This is a genomic window from Pseudomonas sp. EB271-G4-1 (assembly GCF_058791355.1).
Window position 1 is genome coordinate 21,483 of record NZ_JBYTEO010000042.1, and the last position, 14,007, is coordinate 35,489.

10 protein-coding genes and 4 pseudogenes are annotated in these 14,007 nt (G+C 51.8%); all 14 read left to right on the plus strand.

Annotated features, from left to right (window positions below):
- The first annotated feature begins 70 nt into the window (after positions 1-70).
- The 14 genes and pseudogenes from AC3WWR_RS20350 (at position 71) to AC3WWR_RS20415 (ending at position 13,738) form a co-directional block, all read left to right on the plus strand.
- Positions 71-967 carry a LysR family transcriptional regulator gene (locus tag AC3WWR_RS20350; protein WP_492599015.1) on the plus strand — a complete coding sequence of 299 codons (897 nt, stop codon included), beginning with the start codon at positions 71-73 and terminating at the stop codon, positions 965-967.
- Between the two features lie 47 nt (positions 968-1,014).
- Positions 1,015-2,379 (plus strand): annotated as a pseudogene (locus AC3WWR_RS20355) (IS3 family transposase); the annotation flags it as partial.
- 438 nt (positions 2,380-2,817) lie between these two features.
- Positions 2,818-3,028 (plus strand): annotated as a pseudogene (locus AC3WWR_RS20360) (HpcH/HpaI aldolase/citrate lyase family protein); the annotation flags it as partial.
- Positions 3,029-3,392: 364 nt separating this feature from the next.
- Positions 3,393-4,940 carry a quinohemoprotein amine dehydrogenase subunit alpha gene (gene peaA / locus AC3WWR_RS20365; RefSeq protein ID WP_401314380.1) on the plus strand — a complete coding sequence of 516 codons (1,548 nt, stop codon included), beginning with the start codon at positions 3,393-3,395 and terminating at the stop codon, positions 4,938-4,940.
- Between the two features lie 7 nt (positions 4,941-4,947).
- Positions 4,948-6,381, plus strand: a complete 1,434-nt coding sequence (peaB, locus tag AC3WWR_RS20370) for a quinohemoprotein amine dehydrogenase maturation protein (protein WP_401314382.1) — start codon at positions 4,948-4,950, stop codon at positions 6,379-6,381.
- A complete protein-coding gene (gene qhpC, locus AC3WWR_RS20375; protein WP_126588088.1) occupies positions 6,378-6,704 on the plus strand; it encodes a quinohemoprotein amine dehydrogenase subunit gamma in 327 nt (108 codons plus the stop codon). Before peaB ends, qhpC begins: the two co-directional genes overlap by 4 nt.
- A gap of 50 nt (positions 6,705-6,754) precedes the next feature.
- A complete protein-coding gene (gene peaD, locus AC3WWR_RS20380) occupies positions 6,755-7,795 on the plus strand; it encodes a quinohemoprotein amine dehydrogenase subunit beta (RefSeq protein WP_401314384.1) in 1,041 nt (346 codons plus the stop codon).
- A complete protein-coding gene (gene qhpE, locus AC3WWR_RS20385) occupies positions 7,795-8,463 on the plus strand; it encodes a subtilisin-like serine protease QhpE (RefSeq protein ID WP_401314386.1) in 669 nt (222 codons plus the stop codon). The genes peaD and qhpE overlap by 1 nt, the downstream gene beginning before the upstream one ends.
- Positions 8,464-8,734: 271 nt before the next feature.
- Positions 8,735-9,844, plus strand: a pseudogene (locus AC3WWR_RS20390) (PDC sensor domain-containing protein); the annotation flags it as partial.
- A 342-nt stretch (positions 9,845-10,186) separates the two neighbouring features.
- Positions 10,187-10,702, plus strand: a pseudogene (locus AC3WWR_RS20395) (methyl-accepting chemotaxis protein); the annotation flags it as partial.
- Positions 10,703-10,899: 197 nt separating this feature from the next.
- A complete protein-coding gene (locus AC3WWR_RS20400; RefSeq protein WP_401314423.1) occupies positions 10,900-11,433 on the plus strand; it encodes a TetR/AcrR family transcriptional regulator in 534 nt (177 codons plus the stop codon).
- Positions 11,434-11,506: 73 nt separating this feature from the next.
- The gene (locus tag AC3WWR_RS20405; protein WP_401314388.1) at positions 11,507-12,274 is read left to right on the plus strand and encodes an MBL fold metallo-hydrolase; all 768 of its coding nucleotides are present in this window, start codon (positions 11,507-11,509) and stop codon (positions 12,272-12,274) included.
- 41 nt (positions 12,275-12,315) lie between these two features.
- Positions 12,316-12,726, plus strand: coding sequence for an ester cyclase (locus AC3WWR_RS20410; protein ID WP_401314390.1), 411 nt, complete (start codon positions 12,316-12,318; stop codon positions 12,724-12,726).
- A 331-nt stretch (positions 12,727-13,057) separates the two neighbouring features.
- Positions 13,058-13,738, plus strand: coding sequence for an OmpW/AlkL family protein (locus tag AC3WWR_RS20415; RefSeq protein WP_492599006.1), 681 nt, complete (start codon positions 13,058-13,060; stop codon positions 13,736-13,738).
- Positions 13,739-14,007: the final 269 nt, after the last annotated feature.

A 14,007-nucleotide genomic window follows, 5' to 3' on the forward strand; every position in this document is an offset into this window, starting at 1 on the left:
GCCACGTTATGGGCAGTTGCTTGATAGATCAAATAGATATATTTTTGTAATTAAAATAAGAAATATCTATATTATTATGATCGATCTGAACCTCGTTAAAGTCTTCGTCACAATCTATGAAACCGGCAGCGTCAGCGGCGCTGCCGGGAGGCTGCACGTCACACAGCCGTCAGTCAGTTATGCGCTCGCACGTCTACGCGATCAGTGGGGGGATCCTTTGTTTAAGCGTACCCGTGAAGGTATGCAGCCAACGGTACTCGCCTCACAGCTTTATGGGTCGCTCAGAACTTCGCTGACGGATATCGAGCGTGCGGTTGCTCTCACGCGAAAATTCGACCCGAAATTGTCAACGCGCCGATTCCGATTGGCGCTGTCCGACTTGGGGGAGGTTTTTTTCTTGCCGCATGTATTGAGAAGCCTACAGGTAGAGGCACCACTGGTTGAGCTCGAGGTCATACAGGTCGAGATTGATCGTATGGATGAGTGGCTGAGGACAGGGAAAATTGATGCTGCGGTGTGTAACCGCAGCTACGTCCCGGTTCAGGCCAAGTGCGAGTTGATGTTCGTCGAGCGCTATGTCTGTATGTTGCGAGGCCCGCACCCCAGAATCGGCGCGTCTGTTTCGATGGAACAGTTCCTGAATGAGCGACATGTCGTAGTCTCTGCCGGGACAGGCCATCATTTCGTTGAGGATCGATTACGGGAAGCGGGTGTGGAACGAACCGTCAGCCTTCGTGTGCCACACTTCAGCGTGTTGCCGGAAATCATTTCCACTAGCGATCTATTGGTGACTTTGCCAGAACGTGTAGCCACGGTTTACGCCCAGAAGAATGGTCTGAAGACGTTAGATCTTCCATTCACTGTGCCTGAGTTTGAAGTCAGCCTGCATTGGCATGAGCACAGTGGGGACAGCACCGCTCAGTTGTGGTTTTGTCAGTTTTTGAAGGAGACAATCTCGTGCTTGTGAACTGAATGCATGGTGCAGATGGCGGCCTTTTGATGTTCATGCTCTCGAAGCCGAAGTGCTCACTGGGCCAAAGGGAAAAGGCTGTCGGGTACTATCTCGACCACGGGCGCTGCATCGCCTCCACCATCAAGGCGCTGGGCTACCCGGCACGGGATTCGTTGCGTGCCTGGATTCACAAATTGCACCCCGAACTGCACACGCGCGTCGTCGGTCGATCTGACGGGCTAGCGCGCCCGCCAGCGATGAAGCAGGCCGCGGTCATCGCGCTGTGCACGCGACAAGAGAGTGCGAAAGCCGTGGCTTAAAAGCTGGGCGTGTGCAGGCCGACCTTGTACAACTGGAAAAATCAGCTACTCGGCCCAGAGGCATCCGCATCCATGAAACGCCGACAAGAAACTCCATCGTCACCGGAACGAGAAGAGTTGGAGCGGCAACTTGAATCTCTTCGGCTCGACGTGCGCCGTCTGCAGCTTGAGCACGACCTGTTGATGAAGGCGAATGAACTCATAAAAAAAGATACGGGCATCGACCGGCAAGTCCTGACCAATCGGGAGAAGACATTGCTGGCTGATGCCCTGAGGCAGACATACTCCTTGTCAGAGCTGCTTGAAGCGCTGGGCTTGGCCCGAGCTCCTATTTCTATCATCGAGCCCGAATGCAGGTCGCGGAAAAGCACACTGAAGTGCGTCGTGCCATGGCGGACATCTTCGAGCGCAATCATCGCTGCTATGGCTACCGCCGGATGCGGGCTTCGCTGAGCAGGCAGCGTGTGCGTCTGTCGGAGAAGGTGGTGCAGCGCTTGATGAAGCAGGAGTGCCTAGTCGTCGCCAAGCCGAAACGGCGTCGATACGGTTCCTACCTGGGGGAGATCAGTCCCGGGCTGGAAAACCTCGTCGACCGCGACTTCACGGCTGTTGCTCCGAATGAGAAATGGCTTACTGACATCACGGAGTTTCAGATCCCGGCCGGCAAGGTGTACCTGTCCCCCATGATCGACTGCTTCGATGGAAAGGTCATCAGTTGGTCGATCGGCACGCGCCCGGACGCCGGCCTTGTGAACACGATGCTGGATGCCGCCGTCGAAACGATGGCCCGCAACAGCAAACGGCGTTCACTCCGATCGTGGCGCTCTTTACCGCTGGCCCGGTTGGTTATCGCGCATCGCTGATGCGAAGCTGATTCGTTCGATGTCGCGCAAGGGATGCTCGCCTGACAACGCGGCTTGTGAAGGCTTCTTCGGCCGGCTGAAAACGGAACTGTTCTATCCTCGCAACTGGCAGTCAACGAGCATCGAGCAGTTCATTCAGGCCCTCGATTCATACATTCGCTGGTACAACGAGAAACGGATAAAGATTTCCCTCGGCGCTCTCAGTCCCGTTGAGTATCGTGAGAGCCTGGGCCTCGCGGCATAACCAGTCCAAGTTTTTTGCCGCACCCCCCCAACTTTGCCGCAGAAGTAGATACATGCATCGATCTTTGGCAAAAGCGAGTGGATGCAGTCCAACATCCAACTCGACAACAAGGCCTGACAATACGGCTCGAAGGTCTTCAACTGGCAGGGAGGGGGGGGGCGACGGCGACACCGCATATAACCTCAACCGCACCTTGGACGCCATCGCCCATCGCCCATTGCCCGACTAACAGCGACATTTTTGTTTTCCTGAGGCATATCTCACCGGTTTCCTAGAGCCGGACAGTATTGACAAGTCTGCCGAGTCGCTGCATGGCGTTAATGTGCGCACCATCCAGCAAGCTGCGCGAGAACCGAAGTAACGCTGGTTTGGGCTTTATCGAGAACGACGACGGTTTCTTCTACAAATTACGTTGCTTATCGCACCCGAAGGCATCTTGTTCAAATGGCTCAAGACGCCTTTCTGGGTGTCCATCCAAGTCAAGTCGCGCTCATTAATAAGGCGCTGAAACCCTGCCCAATAGAGCTGCACTGGGCGCAAAGCATTATCGAGACCGCCCGTTCGGGGGAAGGGGGGCGTGCTGAATGGGCAGGTGGTCGATGCACCGGTCGTTGGTCGAGCGCAATCCATCGCGGCTCGTTCGCCCTGACTCAACGCCGACGTGTTTGCTTCGGTTCTATGCATCCCTGCTCACTGATCGCCCATCCTGGCGGACGCCCAGTTCTTGCCAGCAATGGCCTAGGCACTTATTAGACTGTATCGGTGTATTTGTTGGATTGAACACTGTGTTCAGAAATCGACCACTCGCATCAGTTGATGTCAGACAAAATTATAAAAAAACTATATTAAACAGATAGTTATATGTGATGGCACGAAATGTGTATTTGATCGAACAGGCGCCCGCAACCTACCTTGGGTTTTGGTGCCATAACTACAAAAACTTAAGTCACCATCATAAGAAAATAGCCAGCATGGGCTCCGTCCCTTGTGAAGAGCCAGAGGAATTCTGATCGATGAAACCACTCCGCCGACTTGCGTTCATCTCGTGTAGTACCGTCCTGGCGCTCGCTATTGCCCCGTTCGCAGCAGCGCAGACAGGGGAACAGGTTGTAAAGACTATGTGTGCTGCTTGCCATATCGCGGCAGACGGTAGTTTGGAGCGCATAGACGCTGTGCGAAAAACGCCAGAAGCTTGGGATATGACTGTAGTTCGGATGATGCGCAATCATCATGTTCCGCTAAGTCAGGATGATCGTACGGCGGTAGTGAAGTATCTAGCCCAGACGCGCGGATTGAGCGTGAAGGAAACAGAGGGGCGGCGTTACATCCTGGAAAAGGAACCGGTAGCGGTGGACGTGGCGCCCAATCAAATGATGACCGAGACCTGCTCGAGATGTCACTCCTATGCTCGAGTCGCGTTACAACGGCGAACCCCAGCAGACTGGGAAAAACTGCTCAACTTCCACCTTGGGCAATTCCCGACACTAGAACTTCAGGCAATGGCGCGTGACCGAGATTGGTGGACATATGTCAATGGCCAGGTCTTGCCATTCCTGGCAAAAAACTACCCGCTAGGTCAGGCTCCCAAGGCAGCGGATACCAAGTTGGGTGAGAGTTGGATTGTCGCAGGTCACCAGCCAGGAAGCGGGGACTATTCTGGAGTACTGTCATTGAAGCCTGCGCAGGAGGGCTACGATGTTTCAATGACAATTGACAACAAGGACGGCGCTACAACCTATCAAGGACGGGGTGTGCTGCTGGGTGAGGGGGAGTGGCGTGCTACGTTAAGCGACGGCAAGCAGGAAATTCGTCAGGTGTTTGCTTTGAATGCCGACGGATCACTCTCAGGTCGTTGGTTCGAAAAATCCAATGAAGTTATTGGCGGGCGTTTGACAGCTTCTCCAGCCAATGCGCCGGCTCGCATTCTTTCTGTTAGTCCTTCTTACCTCAGAACTGGCGGTGAGAGTGAGATCACGCTTGTCGGCGTAGGCTTGTCCGGTAAGCCGGTTCTGCCGAAGGGTGTCGCAGGAACAGTTGTTTCTCAGAGTGATACCAAGGTCGTGTTGAAGCTTTCCGCAGAAAAAGCACTGGGGGCTGTGAAGGTCGGCGTCGGCAAGGCAAGTGCGCCGCTCGTGGTCTTTTCAAAGCTTGACGGTGTTCGCGTAGAGCCTGAACAAACTATCGCCCGGGTGGGTGGCAATGGCGGTCCTATCGCAAAGGTTCCCGCGCAATTTGAGGCAGTAGGCTTCCTGAACGGAGCTGACCGGAAACCAGGAACGGATGACGACATTCGTGTTGGTACATTTAGCGCATCGTGGGCCGTAGATAACTGGGACGAAGGCGCCGCCAAGATGCAGGACTCCAAGTACGCAGGCTCCATCGAGCAAAACGGCCGTTTCACTCCGGCGGACGCCGGTCTCAATCCTGAGCGGCCGATGTCCACCAACAACCTTGGCAATCTCAAGGTAATCGCCACAGTTGACGATAACGGCAAACCTCTGCCGGGCGAGGCTCACCTCTATGTGACCGTCCAGCGTTTCGTCGACACCCCTATTCGTTGAGGCTCCCATGACAGCGCTTACTCTTATTCGACATAACGCGCATCAAATCAATGTGGATGGTCATGCGATGATGATGCATGTCCCCAGTAGCAGCCTTTTCGAGCTTGATGGGGTGGGGCGCGATGTATATGACTTATTCAGTCGCATCGACCGCGTTGACAGCGATGTCATGCGCACCGAACTTGGTTCGCGGCATTCCGTCGAGAGCCTTGCGGAGTGTGTCAGTAGTTTTATCGATCTGGATATTTTGCGTGAGACCGGCTCACCAGAATTACCTCGTGCTATTGCTAAAGTCGAAGAAATTCCGCTTTCGACAATCGTTCTCAATGTGAATACAGGCTGCAATCTTTCCTGTACTTATTGCTACAAAGAAGACCTCACGACCCCTTCCAAGGGCGTGAAGATGAGCTTCGATATAGCCAAGGCTTCGTTTGAGATGTTGCTTAAACAGGCCAAAAATCGAGACCAGGTCAATCTCGTTTTTTTTGGTGGTGAACCACTCTCCAACTATGCGCTTATACGCGAAATGGTTCCCTATGCCGAAGCTCGAGCCGCGGAGGAGGGCAAGAAAATTGATTTTTCACTAACCACTAATGGCACTCTTTTAACTGAGTCGATGGTTGATTGGCTCAACGAGCATCGCTTTGGCATAACTGTATCCATGGACGGTCCAAAAGCTATGCATGATGCAAACCGTATTACGGTGGGCGGAAACGGAACTTATGACGTGGTGGCGCGCAAGGTACGTATGTTGCTCTCGCGATATACCGCACGCGCTGTAGGTGTCCGCGTGACGCTTACCAGGGGAGTTACAGATGTGCTCGGCATCCATAATCATCTGAAAAATGATTTGGGTTTTGCTGAAGTTGGATTTGGGCCAGCTACTTCAGGTCCAATCGCATCGTTTAACTTGGATAACGATGCTTTGAAGCAAGTGTTCAACGACATGAAAACGTTGGGTCGGCGGTATGTCGAAGCGGCCTGCCGTGGTGAAAATATCGGCTTCTCAAATATGCACCAGTTATTAACAGATATCGCTCAAGGTACTAAAAAAGTAGTGCCCTGTGGTGCCGGCTTGGGACTGCTGGCTGTCGACAAGGATGGCGACCTCCACTTATGCCATCGCTTCGTTGGGTCTGACCAACCGACTTACGGCAACGTGGATCGCGGTATCGATGTTCCGAAATTAGCTGCGTTCATTGAGGGCGCTCAAGATCGTAGTAGTTTCGGCTGTAAAACCTGTCGAATTCGCTCAATTTGTGCGGGAGGGTGTTATCACGAATCTTATGCGAAACAAGGTGACCCGTTTGCTCCTGTTTATCACTACTGCGATTTGCTGCGCGACTGGGTTGATTTCGGAATCGAATCTTACGTGCGAATCATGAAAAACAATCCTAGTTTTTTCCGTAATCATATCGAACCACGGAGCGCCAAAGTATGAAACATCTCACCCCAGCCAATGCCAAGGCCAAGATTTTTGTCGAAGCCCACGCCGAAGGTCGTGAGGAAGAAGTTGTGGCAATGAATGCCCTGGTCGGATGTTCAACTTCCTTTGACCCGGGATGGGAGATCGACGGGTTTGGTGGTGTTTCCAACCTGTGTCAACCGATGGAAGCAGATCTGTACGCTTGTTCTGACCCCTGCTGGTGGCCAGCACAAGTACCCGACACGATGTCCACTTATCCTAACTGGGGTAAGGATACTGCAGACCCCACTCAGGATTGGCGTAATTTGAATTCCGTTTTCCCCGAATCTAAGGGCTAATAATAATGATAAAATCAATATGTTTCGCTGCGCTATCGATGGTCGGTGCAATGGGCGCCACCCCTGTCATCGCCAAAGATTTCTTGTCAGTTGTTGCACACCCTGACAAAGTTTTCATTGTTGATATGGATAATCGGCAGATATTAAAAAATTTTGTTGTGGAAAATAGCGGCGCTACGCCGATTGTTTCTGCGGTAAGCCCTGATGCCAAATATGTATATGTACTGGCTAATGGCGGTCAAAGTGTTGTCAAGATGGATATGGAAACAGGGAAAAATCTGCTCCGTCTGGATATGAGCAAGGCGGATGAGCGTGTGTGGGCTACCTGGGGAATGAATCTCTCACCGGATGGCAAAACTATCGCCGTTTATCAGAACCCGGTTAAACATCTTCGTAACGAGTTCAAGGTCCAGCCCACGCGTATCGCGTTATACGATGCAGAAACATTGACGTTGAAATTTACAGCGCCAGCTCCTCGTCAAGTCACAATGCTAATGTACTCGACTGACGGCAAAAAAATCTTTGCTCTCGGTAAAGACTTGTATGTATTCGACGCTGAGTCTGGAAGACAACTGGAGGAATTGCCCATTCAAAAATGGTCGCAAAAGGACCACTTTCCTCCGGATATGTTGAATGTATGGTATCAATACGATAACTCTCAACTCATGATTGCGCCGTACTATGTAAAGCTACGTAATAAAGATCCAGCTTCCCCGGATGCATTTCAAACAGGTCTGCTTACCCTTGATCTGAAACAAGGGAAGATACAAATGAACGACATAGAGCCAACGCAAACAATCTATTTTTCGATGGCGGCTAGCCCGGATCACAAACGTGCGTATGCCGTTTATAATGTGCTGCAATCTTTCGATTTGGCCAATGGAGGTAAACCTCTCAAGCAGGTAAATCTTCCTCATACGTTCTATTCTGTAGTTGTTAGTTCTGATAATAAATATGTTTGGATTGGTGGCGCAGGCGGCGATTTACTTGTCTATGACGGTGCGACATTGGAAAAAGTGGGAGAGTTGAAGCTTCCTGGTAATGCAAACATGTCAAACAACTCGGCCTTGCGGTTGTTCACGGTTCAGTAATGGTCATTCGTATTGGCGTAATTGATAGCGGAGGACCTTTGACAGAAATCGAAGGTTCTCTGGCTTTTCGAGCCGGTGGCGTCGTCGAGCCGTGCGTGCCGGATCGGCTGGGACATGGAACTAAAGTCGCTGAGGTGATTCGCAAAAGCTGTAGTGCTGTTGTGATCACTCATGCACAGGTGTTTCACGAACGGCCAGTTACCTCAGCTCTTCAGGTCGCGATGGCCGTCGATTGGTTTGTTTCACGACCACCGCCTGATCGTGTGGACATTATCTGCATGAGCTTGGGATTAGCTGCTGATCGTGCGTCTTTACGCGAGGCAATCCATAGTGCCAATAAGCAGAAGGTGCTGATTGTTGCGGCTAGTCCGGCCCGAGGTATCGCTTGTTATCCGGCTGGTTACGATAGTGTGATTGGTGGTACTGGCGACGCGAGATGTCAGTGGGAACAACTTTCGCGCCTAGGGCCTCGTTTGTTCGGAGCCTGGAGTAACTCTCCCGAATATGGCGGAACGGGCATGGCTGGGGCCAGCTTGGGAGCCGCTCGCGTGGCTGGGTATTTAGCCAGTATCCTCATGGAGGAAGGGCGCGCTCTAGAGTTCAAGGAAGCTCTCTCCTTAATGGGAGCGCGTTGCGATTTCTTTGGCGCTGAAAAACGCGTTAGCTGATGAGCTTTTTGCTCGCGCAGAAATATCAATCGGAGAGTAGTCACGTTATGTGACTGGCTTGACCCCACAATAAAAATGTCCCGGGCACGGGGAGGTATCTATGCGTTTTGCGCGCGTCTCCATCAAGTGGAAAATCACGTTATTAGCAGGATTTTGTTTACTTTGCACCGTAGTGCTGTTGGTTAGTACTTCCCTGTATCGCATGAATACCAGCCTGGAACTCGTAAAATCAGCTAATTCGCAAATGCTTGAGGCTGCTGCGCGTGCACGTATGGAGGCTCGTGGACAACAGCAAGCTGAGACTACTCAGCGATTTTTTTCGGATATTTATCACTACGGCAACCAATTCACCAGACAAGTCCAACAGCTACGCGATCAGGCTACCAAGCATGAGGTCGATCCCCGAGAGTTGCGCAAGGATCTGAATCAGTTGGTCCACGACGGCCTAAAAGCTAATCCCTCGTTACTGAACTTGTACGTAGTGTTCGCACCTGACGCACTGGATGGCCAGGATGCGCGTTTTAGGGATGAGCCAAACTCTGGAAGTAATGAAAGAGGGCGATTTGCTTCTTACTGGAGTCAGAAGGATTCCACGGACAGTTACATGGCTGTACCCGAGAAAATCATTGCGGATACCACGCCAATGTTGGATGGAACTCCGTTCAACACATGGTATAGCTGCCCAGAGCAAACTTTTAGACCATGCGTGCTCAATCCTTATTTCGACGACACGTCTGGCCAGCCATTGCTGATGACCACCCTTGCTTTTCCTTTGATCGAAAAAGGCAAAGTCGTCGCGATCATCGGCGCGGATATCAGCTTGAGCCGCCTGCAACAGCTCAGTCTGGATGGAAGCAAGCAGTTGTATGACGGTAGGGGAACATTGCGAATAGTCAGCTCTGCAGGACTAATCGCTGGCGACAGTCATAATCCAAGTTCCCTAGGCCGGACATTGGATAGCGTCAAGGAGAGCGGAACCAGCCTCCTGTCGATGCTGAGCTCCGGTAAGTCTCAGGCTATTGATACGGTGACCAGCTTACGCATTTTGGAGCCGCTGAATGTGATTCCTGAAGGCAAGCCATGGGGACTGGTCATAGAGGTTCCGCGAGCAATTTTGTTGGAGCCTGCGCTTGCTCTGCATCAAGAACTGGATGAGCGAACCCTCACCGGAGCTCTATGGGAAACAGGCCTTGCCGCAGGCGTGGCTCTGTTTGGTTTGGTTGTGCTGTGGTTGACCGCCCGTGGCGTCAGTAAGCCGATCTTGGGTGTCTCCAGTATGCTTCGCGATATCGCGAGCGGTGAGGGCGATTTAACCAAGCGTTTAAGCTATCAAGGCAGTGATGAATTGGGTCAGTTGGCAGGTTGGTTTAATCGCTTCCTGGACAAACTTCAACCAATAATCCGTGACGTGAAGGCGTCGGTGCATGATGCACGTATTACGGCAGACCAATCAGCGACACTGTCCGAGCAAACAAGTACAGGCATGGAGCACCAGTTCAGGGAAATCGAACAGGTGGCCACGGCGTCGCAGGAAATGAGTGCCACAGCTCATGACGTGGCCAATAGCGCGGCACAGGCTGCTCAAGCTGCCCGAGGTGCGGAGCAGGCGACCTCAGATGGTCTTGCGGTTATAGAGCAAACCACGCACATGATAGATGGTTTGGCTAAAGACATGAGTCTTGCGGTAAGAGAAGTCGAGGGTCTGGCGGCTAGTAGCGGACAAATTGGTTCTGTACTGGATGTCATACGTGCGATTGCCGAGCAAACCAATCTATTGGCGCTGAACGCTGCCATCGAGGCCGCGCGGGCGGGGGATGCCGGCCGGGGTTTCGCTGTTGTTGCCGATGAAGTGAGAGGGTTGGCAAAGCGAACACAAGACTCCGTCGAGGAGGTGCGCTTGGTGATTGAGAGGTTGCAGCGTGGTACTCATGAGGTAGTGAGCGCAATGAACAACAATCACCAACAGGCTCAGGGCAGTGCAGGGCAGGTCGAACAAGCAGTGACGGCACTGCTGCGTATCAGCGACGCGGTTTCGATCATCAATAACATGAACCTGCAAATCGCTAGCGCGGCAGAGGAGCAGAGCGCTGTCGCTGAAGAGGTGACTCGGAATGTGGCGTCCATACGTGATGTCACTGAGTCGTTGTCCGATCAGTCGAAAAAGTCTGCGCAGATAAGTCAGTCGTTGAACAAGTTGGCTAATCACCAACAAGGATTGATGGAGCAGTTTCGGGTTTAGGTGAGGGGTTGAGAGTTGGTATCTGCGGACGCTACTTAGTGATGAGCGGTATATAAATGCACTGGACCGATCGGTCCATAATTGCTAAAGTGCTTCTCATGCAAAGTAGGAGTATTTGCACTCTTCGCACTAGAGCCCTCTAATCGATCATGTCAAGACCCCAGGAATTCAACACACAGGAAGCACTTCACAAGGCAATGGCCATGTTCTGGTGCAAAGGATACGAGGCCACGTCAATGGCTGATCTCCTGAGCGCAACCGGACTGAGCAAGAGTAGTTTGTACGCCACATTTGGCAGCAAGCACGAACTGTTCATCAGTGCGTTCGACCTCTATAGGCAAGAACGTGCCAGGGACATGTACAGAGCCCTGGAGAATGGCCCGGCACGGCAGGCTATCGAGACGTTCTTCCGCCTGCTCTTTACGGACATCGTTAAACCTGGGGAATCCCGTGGCTGCATGAGCATCAATCAGGCTGTCGAGATGGCGGCACATGATCCTGAAGTTCGTCTGAGGGTTATGGATGACTTCCGTCTCATTGAGGAGGCCTTGGTGAGCACTATTGAGCGGGGACAAAAAGATTGTTCATTGGCCAGTCGGCGGAGCGCCCGCGAATTGGCCCGTCTTTTGGTTTTGGCCTTCCCTGGATTACAGGTGATGGCGCGTGCAGGATATATAAAAGATGATCTGGAGAGTGCCTTGCATCTGCTACTCTCAAATTTGGATGGATAATCCTAGAGAGTTTTTTTAGCTATTTTGGACCGATCGGTCCTTAATATAAAACAACCTGAGCCGAGGAAATATTATGCAAGTCAGACAAATACGTAATGCCACGCTAATCATCGAATACGCAGGGAGTCGGTTCCTCATTGATCCTTTGCTGGCAGAGAAGGGGGCTTATCCAGGTTTTGAGGGCACGGCTAACAGCCATTTATTCAACCCTACGGTGGCTTTAGCGGTGTCGATGGATGAGATTCTAAATGTTGACGCCGTCATTGTTACCCACACCCACCCAGATCACTGGGACGAGGCAGCCAAGGCGTTGGTTCCCAAGCACCTTCCGATTTTTACCCAGGATGAGCAAGACCGTGAGTTGATTCTGTCCCAAGGTTTCAGCGATGTGCGGCTGATAAAAGGGGCGCAATTTAACAGCGTTTCGCTGTTCCAGACATCCGGTCAGCACGGCACCGATGGCGCCATCGCGGCCATGGGCGAGATTTTAGGCGAGGTGTGTGGGGTGGTATTTAGCCATCCGAATGAGAAAACGCTCTACCTCGCCGGCGACACTATCTGGAATCAATACGTTCAGGACAGTCTGCAGCAGTTTCAGCCCGAGGTTGTCATTCTCAACGCTGGCGATGCCCAGGTGATCGAGCTCGGCTCCATCATCATGGGTAAGCAGGACGTCTACGAAGTTTTCCGTGCCGCACCCCAAGCAACGCTAATTGCCACTCATATGGAGTCGGTGAACCATGCCGTACTGACGCGCCAAGAGCTTCGTGAGTTCTCTGTGCAAAAGGGCATGACCGACCGACTGCTCATCCCCGAGGATGGCGAGACTTACAGCCTCTGATTCACCCAACCAAACACCGATTTAGCAAGGAGATAGTGGATATGTCAGTCGAAGCGAACAAAGAGTTGGTCCGCAAGTTCTATACAGCTGTTCAGCGCGAGGATTACGCGGCTGCGGCTAGCTTCTGCCACGAAGACTTTGTGTTTTATACCCAGGTGGACACACCTATTCTTGGCTCTGCAGGTTTCGTCCAGTCGGAGAAAAAGAATTTCGATGCTTTTGAGGGTTTCAGTTTTACGATCGAGGTTTTGTTTGCCGAGGGCGATCAGGTTGCGGCCTACATGTTGTTCGATGGGCGGCAAACCGGAGTGTTCGACGGGTTTGAGCCGAAAGGGACTAGAGTGCGATTTTCCCTGATGATGCTACTCACGATTTCTGATGGAAAAATCATCGAGAAACGGGCGCATTTTGATCGAATGGACATTCGAAAGCAGCTGTCCGCAACAGCCTGAGTCTATGGTGCTCGACGACTTCATTTCTCCAGTAGTAATGAAGCGTCGAGGGGGATGTCAAAACGCCAATGTTTGGCGCTACACGATGCTAAAAATTTGCGATAAAACGCGGATATCAAGATCGACTTGGTTCTGAAAAAAACTTGGATGTTATCTTGTCGTGAGTTTAATAGTTTCGGAGCTATTGAAAACTAAAGCTCGTTAGTGTTTTGTTTGAAGTCAAGGGCTTCGCTTGTTCGGCGGGCTGAATTTGTTCAGGTATAACTCATCAGCATGATCTTTATTGGCTGGCGAGGTTTTTTGCACTCAAAAATAAACTAACAAAAAAAGAGTGAATTACGAAATGTGTCAGCACTCAACTTGTCGTGATCGTAAATCATTAGTTGCAATCGCCTGTGCGGGACTTTTATCTGCTGCCGCCGGACCAGCTTTTGCGGAGGACTCTCCATGGTGGGCGCGTGTCGGCCCGGGATATATCGATTACTCTGAGGACGCGACGCTTAAAGCATTTGGCACTAAAATTCCCGGTGCGAACGCTGAAGCAAACAACAATACGGCGTTCATTGTAGAGATTGGGTACGATCTAACTCCTAATTGGTCGCTGGGGTTTACCTTCGGAACGCCTCCAGAGGTTACGCTCTCCGGAACTGGGACTGCAAAAGGCGTGGGTACCCTGGGTAAAGCCAAGTACGCACCCTCTGTCTTTTCATTGCAGTATCAGTTCAACGAAGATGACGCATTACGTCCGTACTTCGGCGCAGGCGCTTCCTATATGCACATATTTAGTTCCAAGGATGGGGCTGTTCAAGGGCTAGAGGTGAAAGATGAGTGGGGTTTCCAGATCCAGGCGGGCGCCGAGTACTGGGTTACCAGAGAATACGGCATATTTCTTGATGTGAAAAAAATCTATCTCAAGAGCGAAGCAACGGGAACATTGAATGGTGCTCCTGTTAAGGCTGAGGTCACCTTGAATCCTTTGGTGATCCAAACGGGTTTTGTTTTTCATTTCTGATGTTCAACGACAAATCCCGCACAATAGTTTGCGGGATTTGTCGTCTTGGGGGTGACGATCACCGAAAGGGTGTGGGCAGGGTTGTAATCCTGAGGGTATAAGTTGAGTGGGTGTAGCAGGGAGCGAACCGTATTTGGTCATCTAGGTTGGTTGCCTAGTAGCGGCTGACACGCCTGATTGTTAAGTCGATGATTTCGATCAGACAGACTTACGGTTCGCCGTTGGCAAGGGCGCCGGCTATGACCTGTTCTGGCGCGCACCCTAAAAGG

Coding starts and splice junctions, on each gene's coding strand:
- peaA (WP_401314380.1), top strand. CDS start 3,393: ATGAAACCACTCCGCCGACTTGCGTTCATCTCGTGTAGTACCGTCCTG.
- peaB (WP_401314382.1), top strand. CDS start 4,948: ATGACAGCGCTTACTCTTATTCGACATAACGCGCATCAAATCAATGTG.
- qhpC (WP_126588088.1), top strand. CDS start 6,378: ATGAAACATCTCACCCCAGCCAATGCCAAGGCCAAGATTTTTGTCGAA.
- peaD (WP_401314384.1), top strand. CDS start 6,755: ATGGGCGCCACCCCTGTCATCGCCAAAGATTTCTTGTCAGTTGTTGCA.
- qhpE (WP_401314386.1), top strand. CDS start 7,795: ATGGTCATTCGTATTGGCGTAATTGATAGCGGAGGACCTTTGACAGAA.
- AC3WWR_RS20400 (WP_401314423.1), top strand. CDS start 10,900: ATGGCCATGTTCTGGTGCAAAGGATACGAGGCCACGTCAATGGCTGAT.
- AC3WWR_RS20405 (WP_401314388.1), top strand. CDS start 11,507: ATGCAAGTCAGACAAATACGTAATGCCACGCTAATCATCGAATACGCA.
- AC3WWR_RS20410 (WP_401314390.1), top strand. CDS start 12,316: ATGTCAGTCGAAGCGAACAAAGAGTTGGTCCGCAAGTTCTATACAGCT.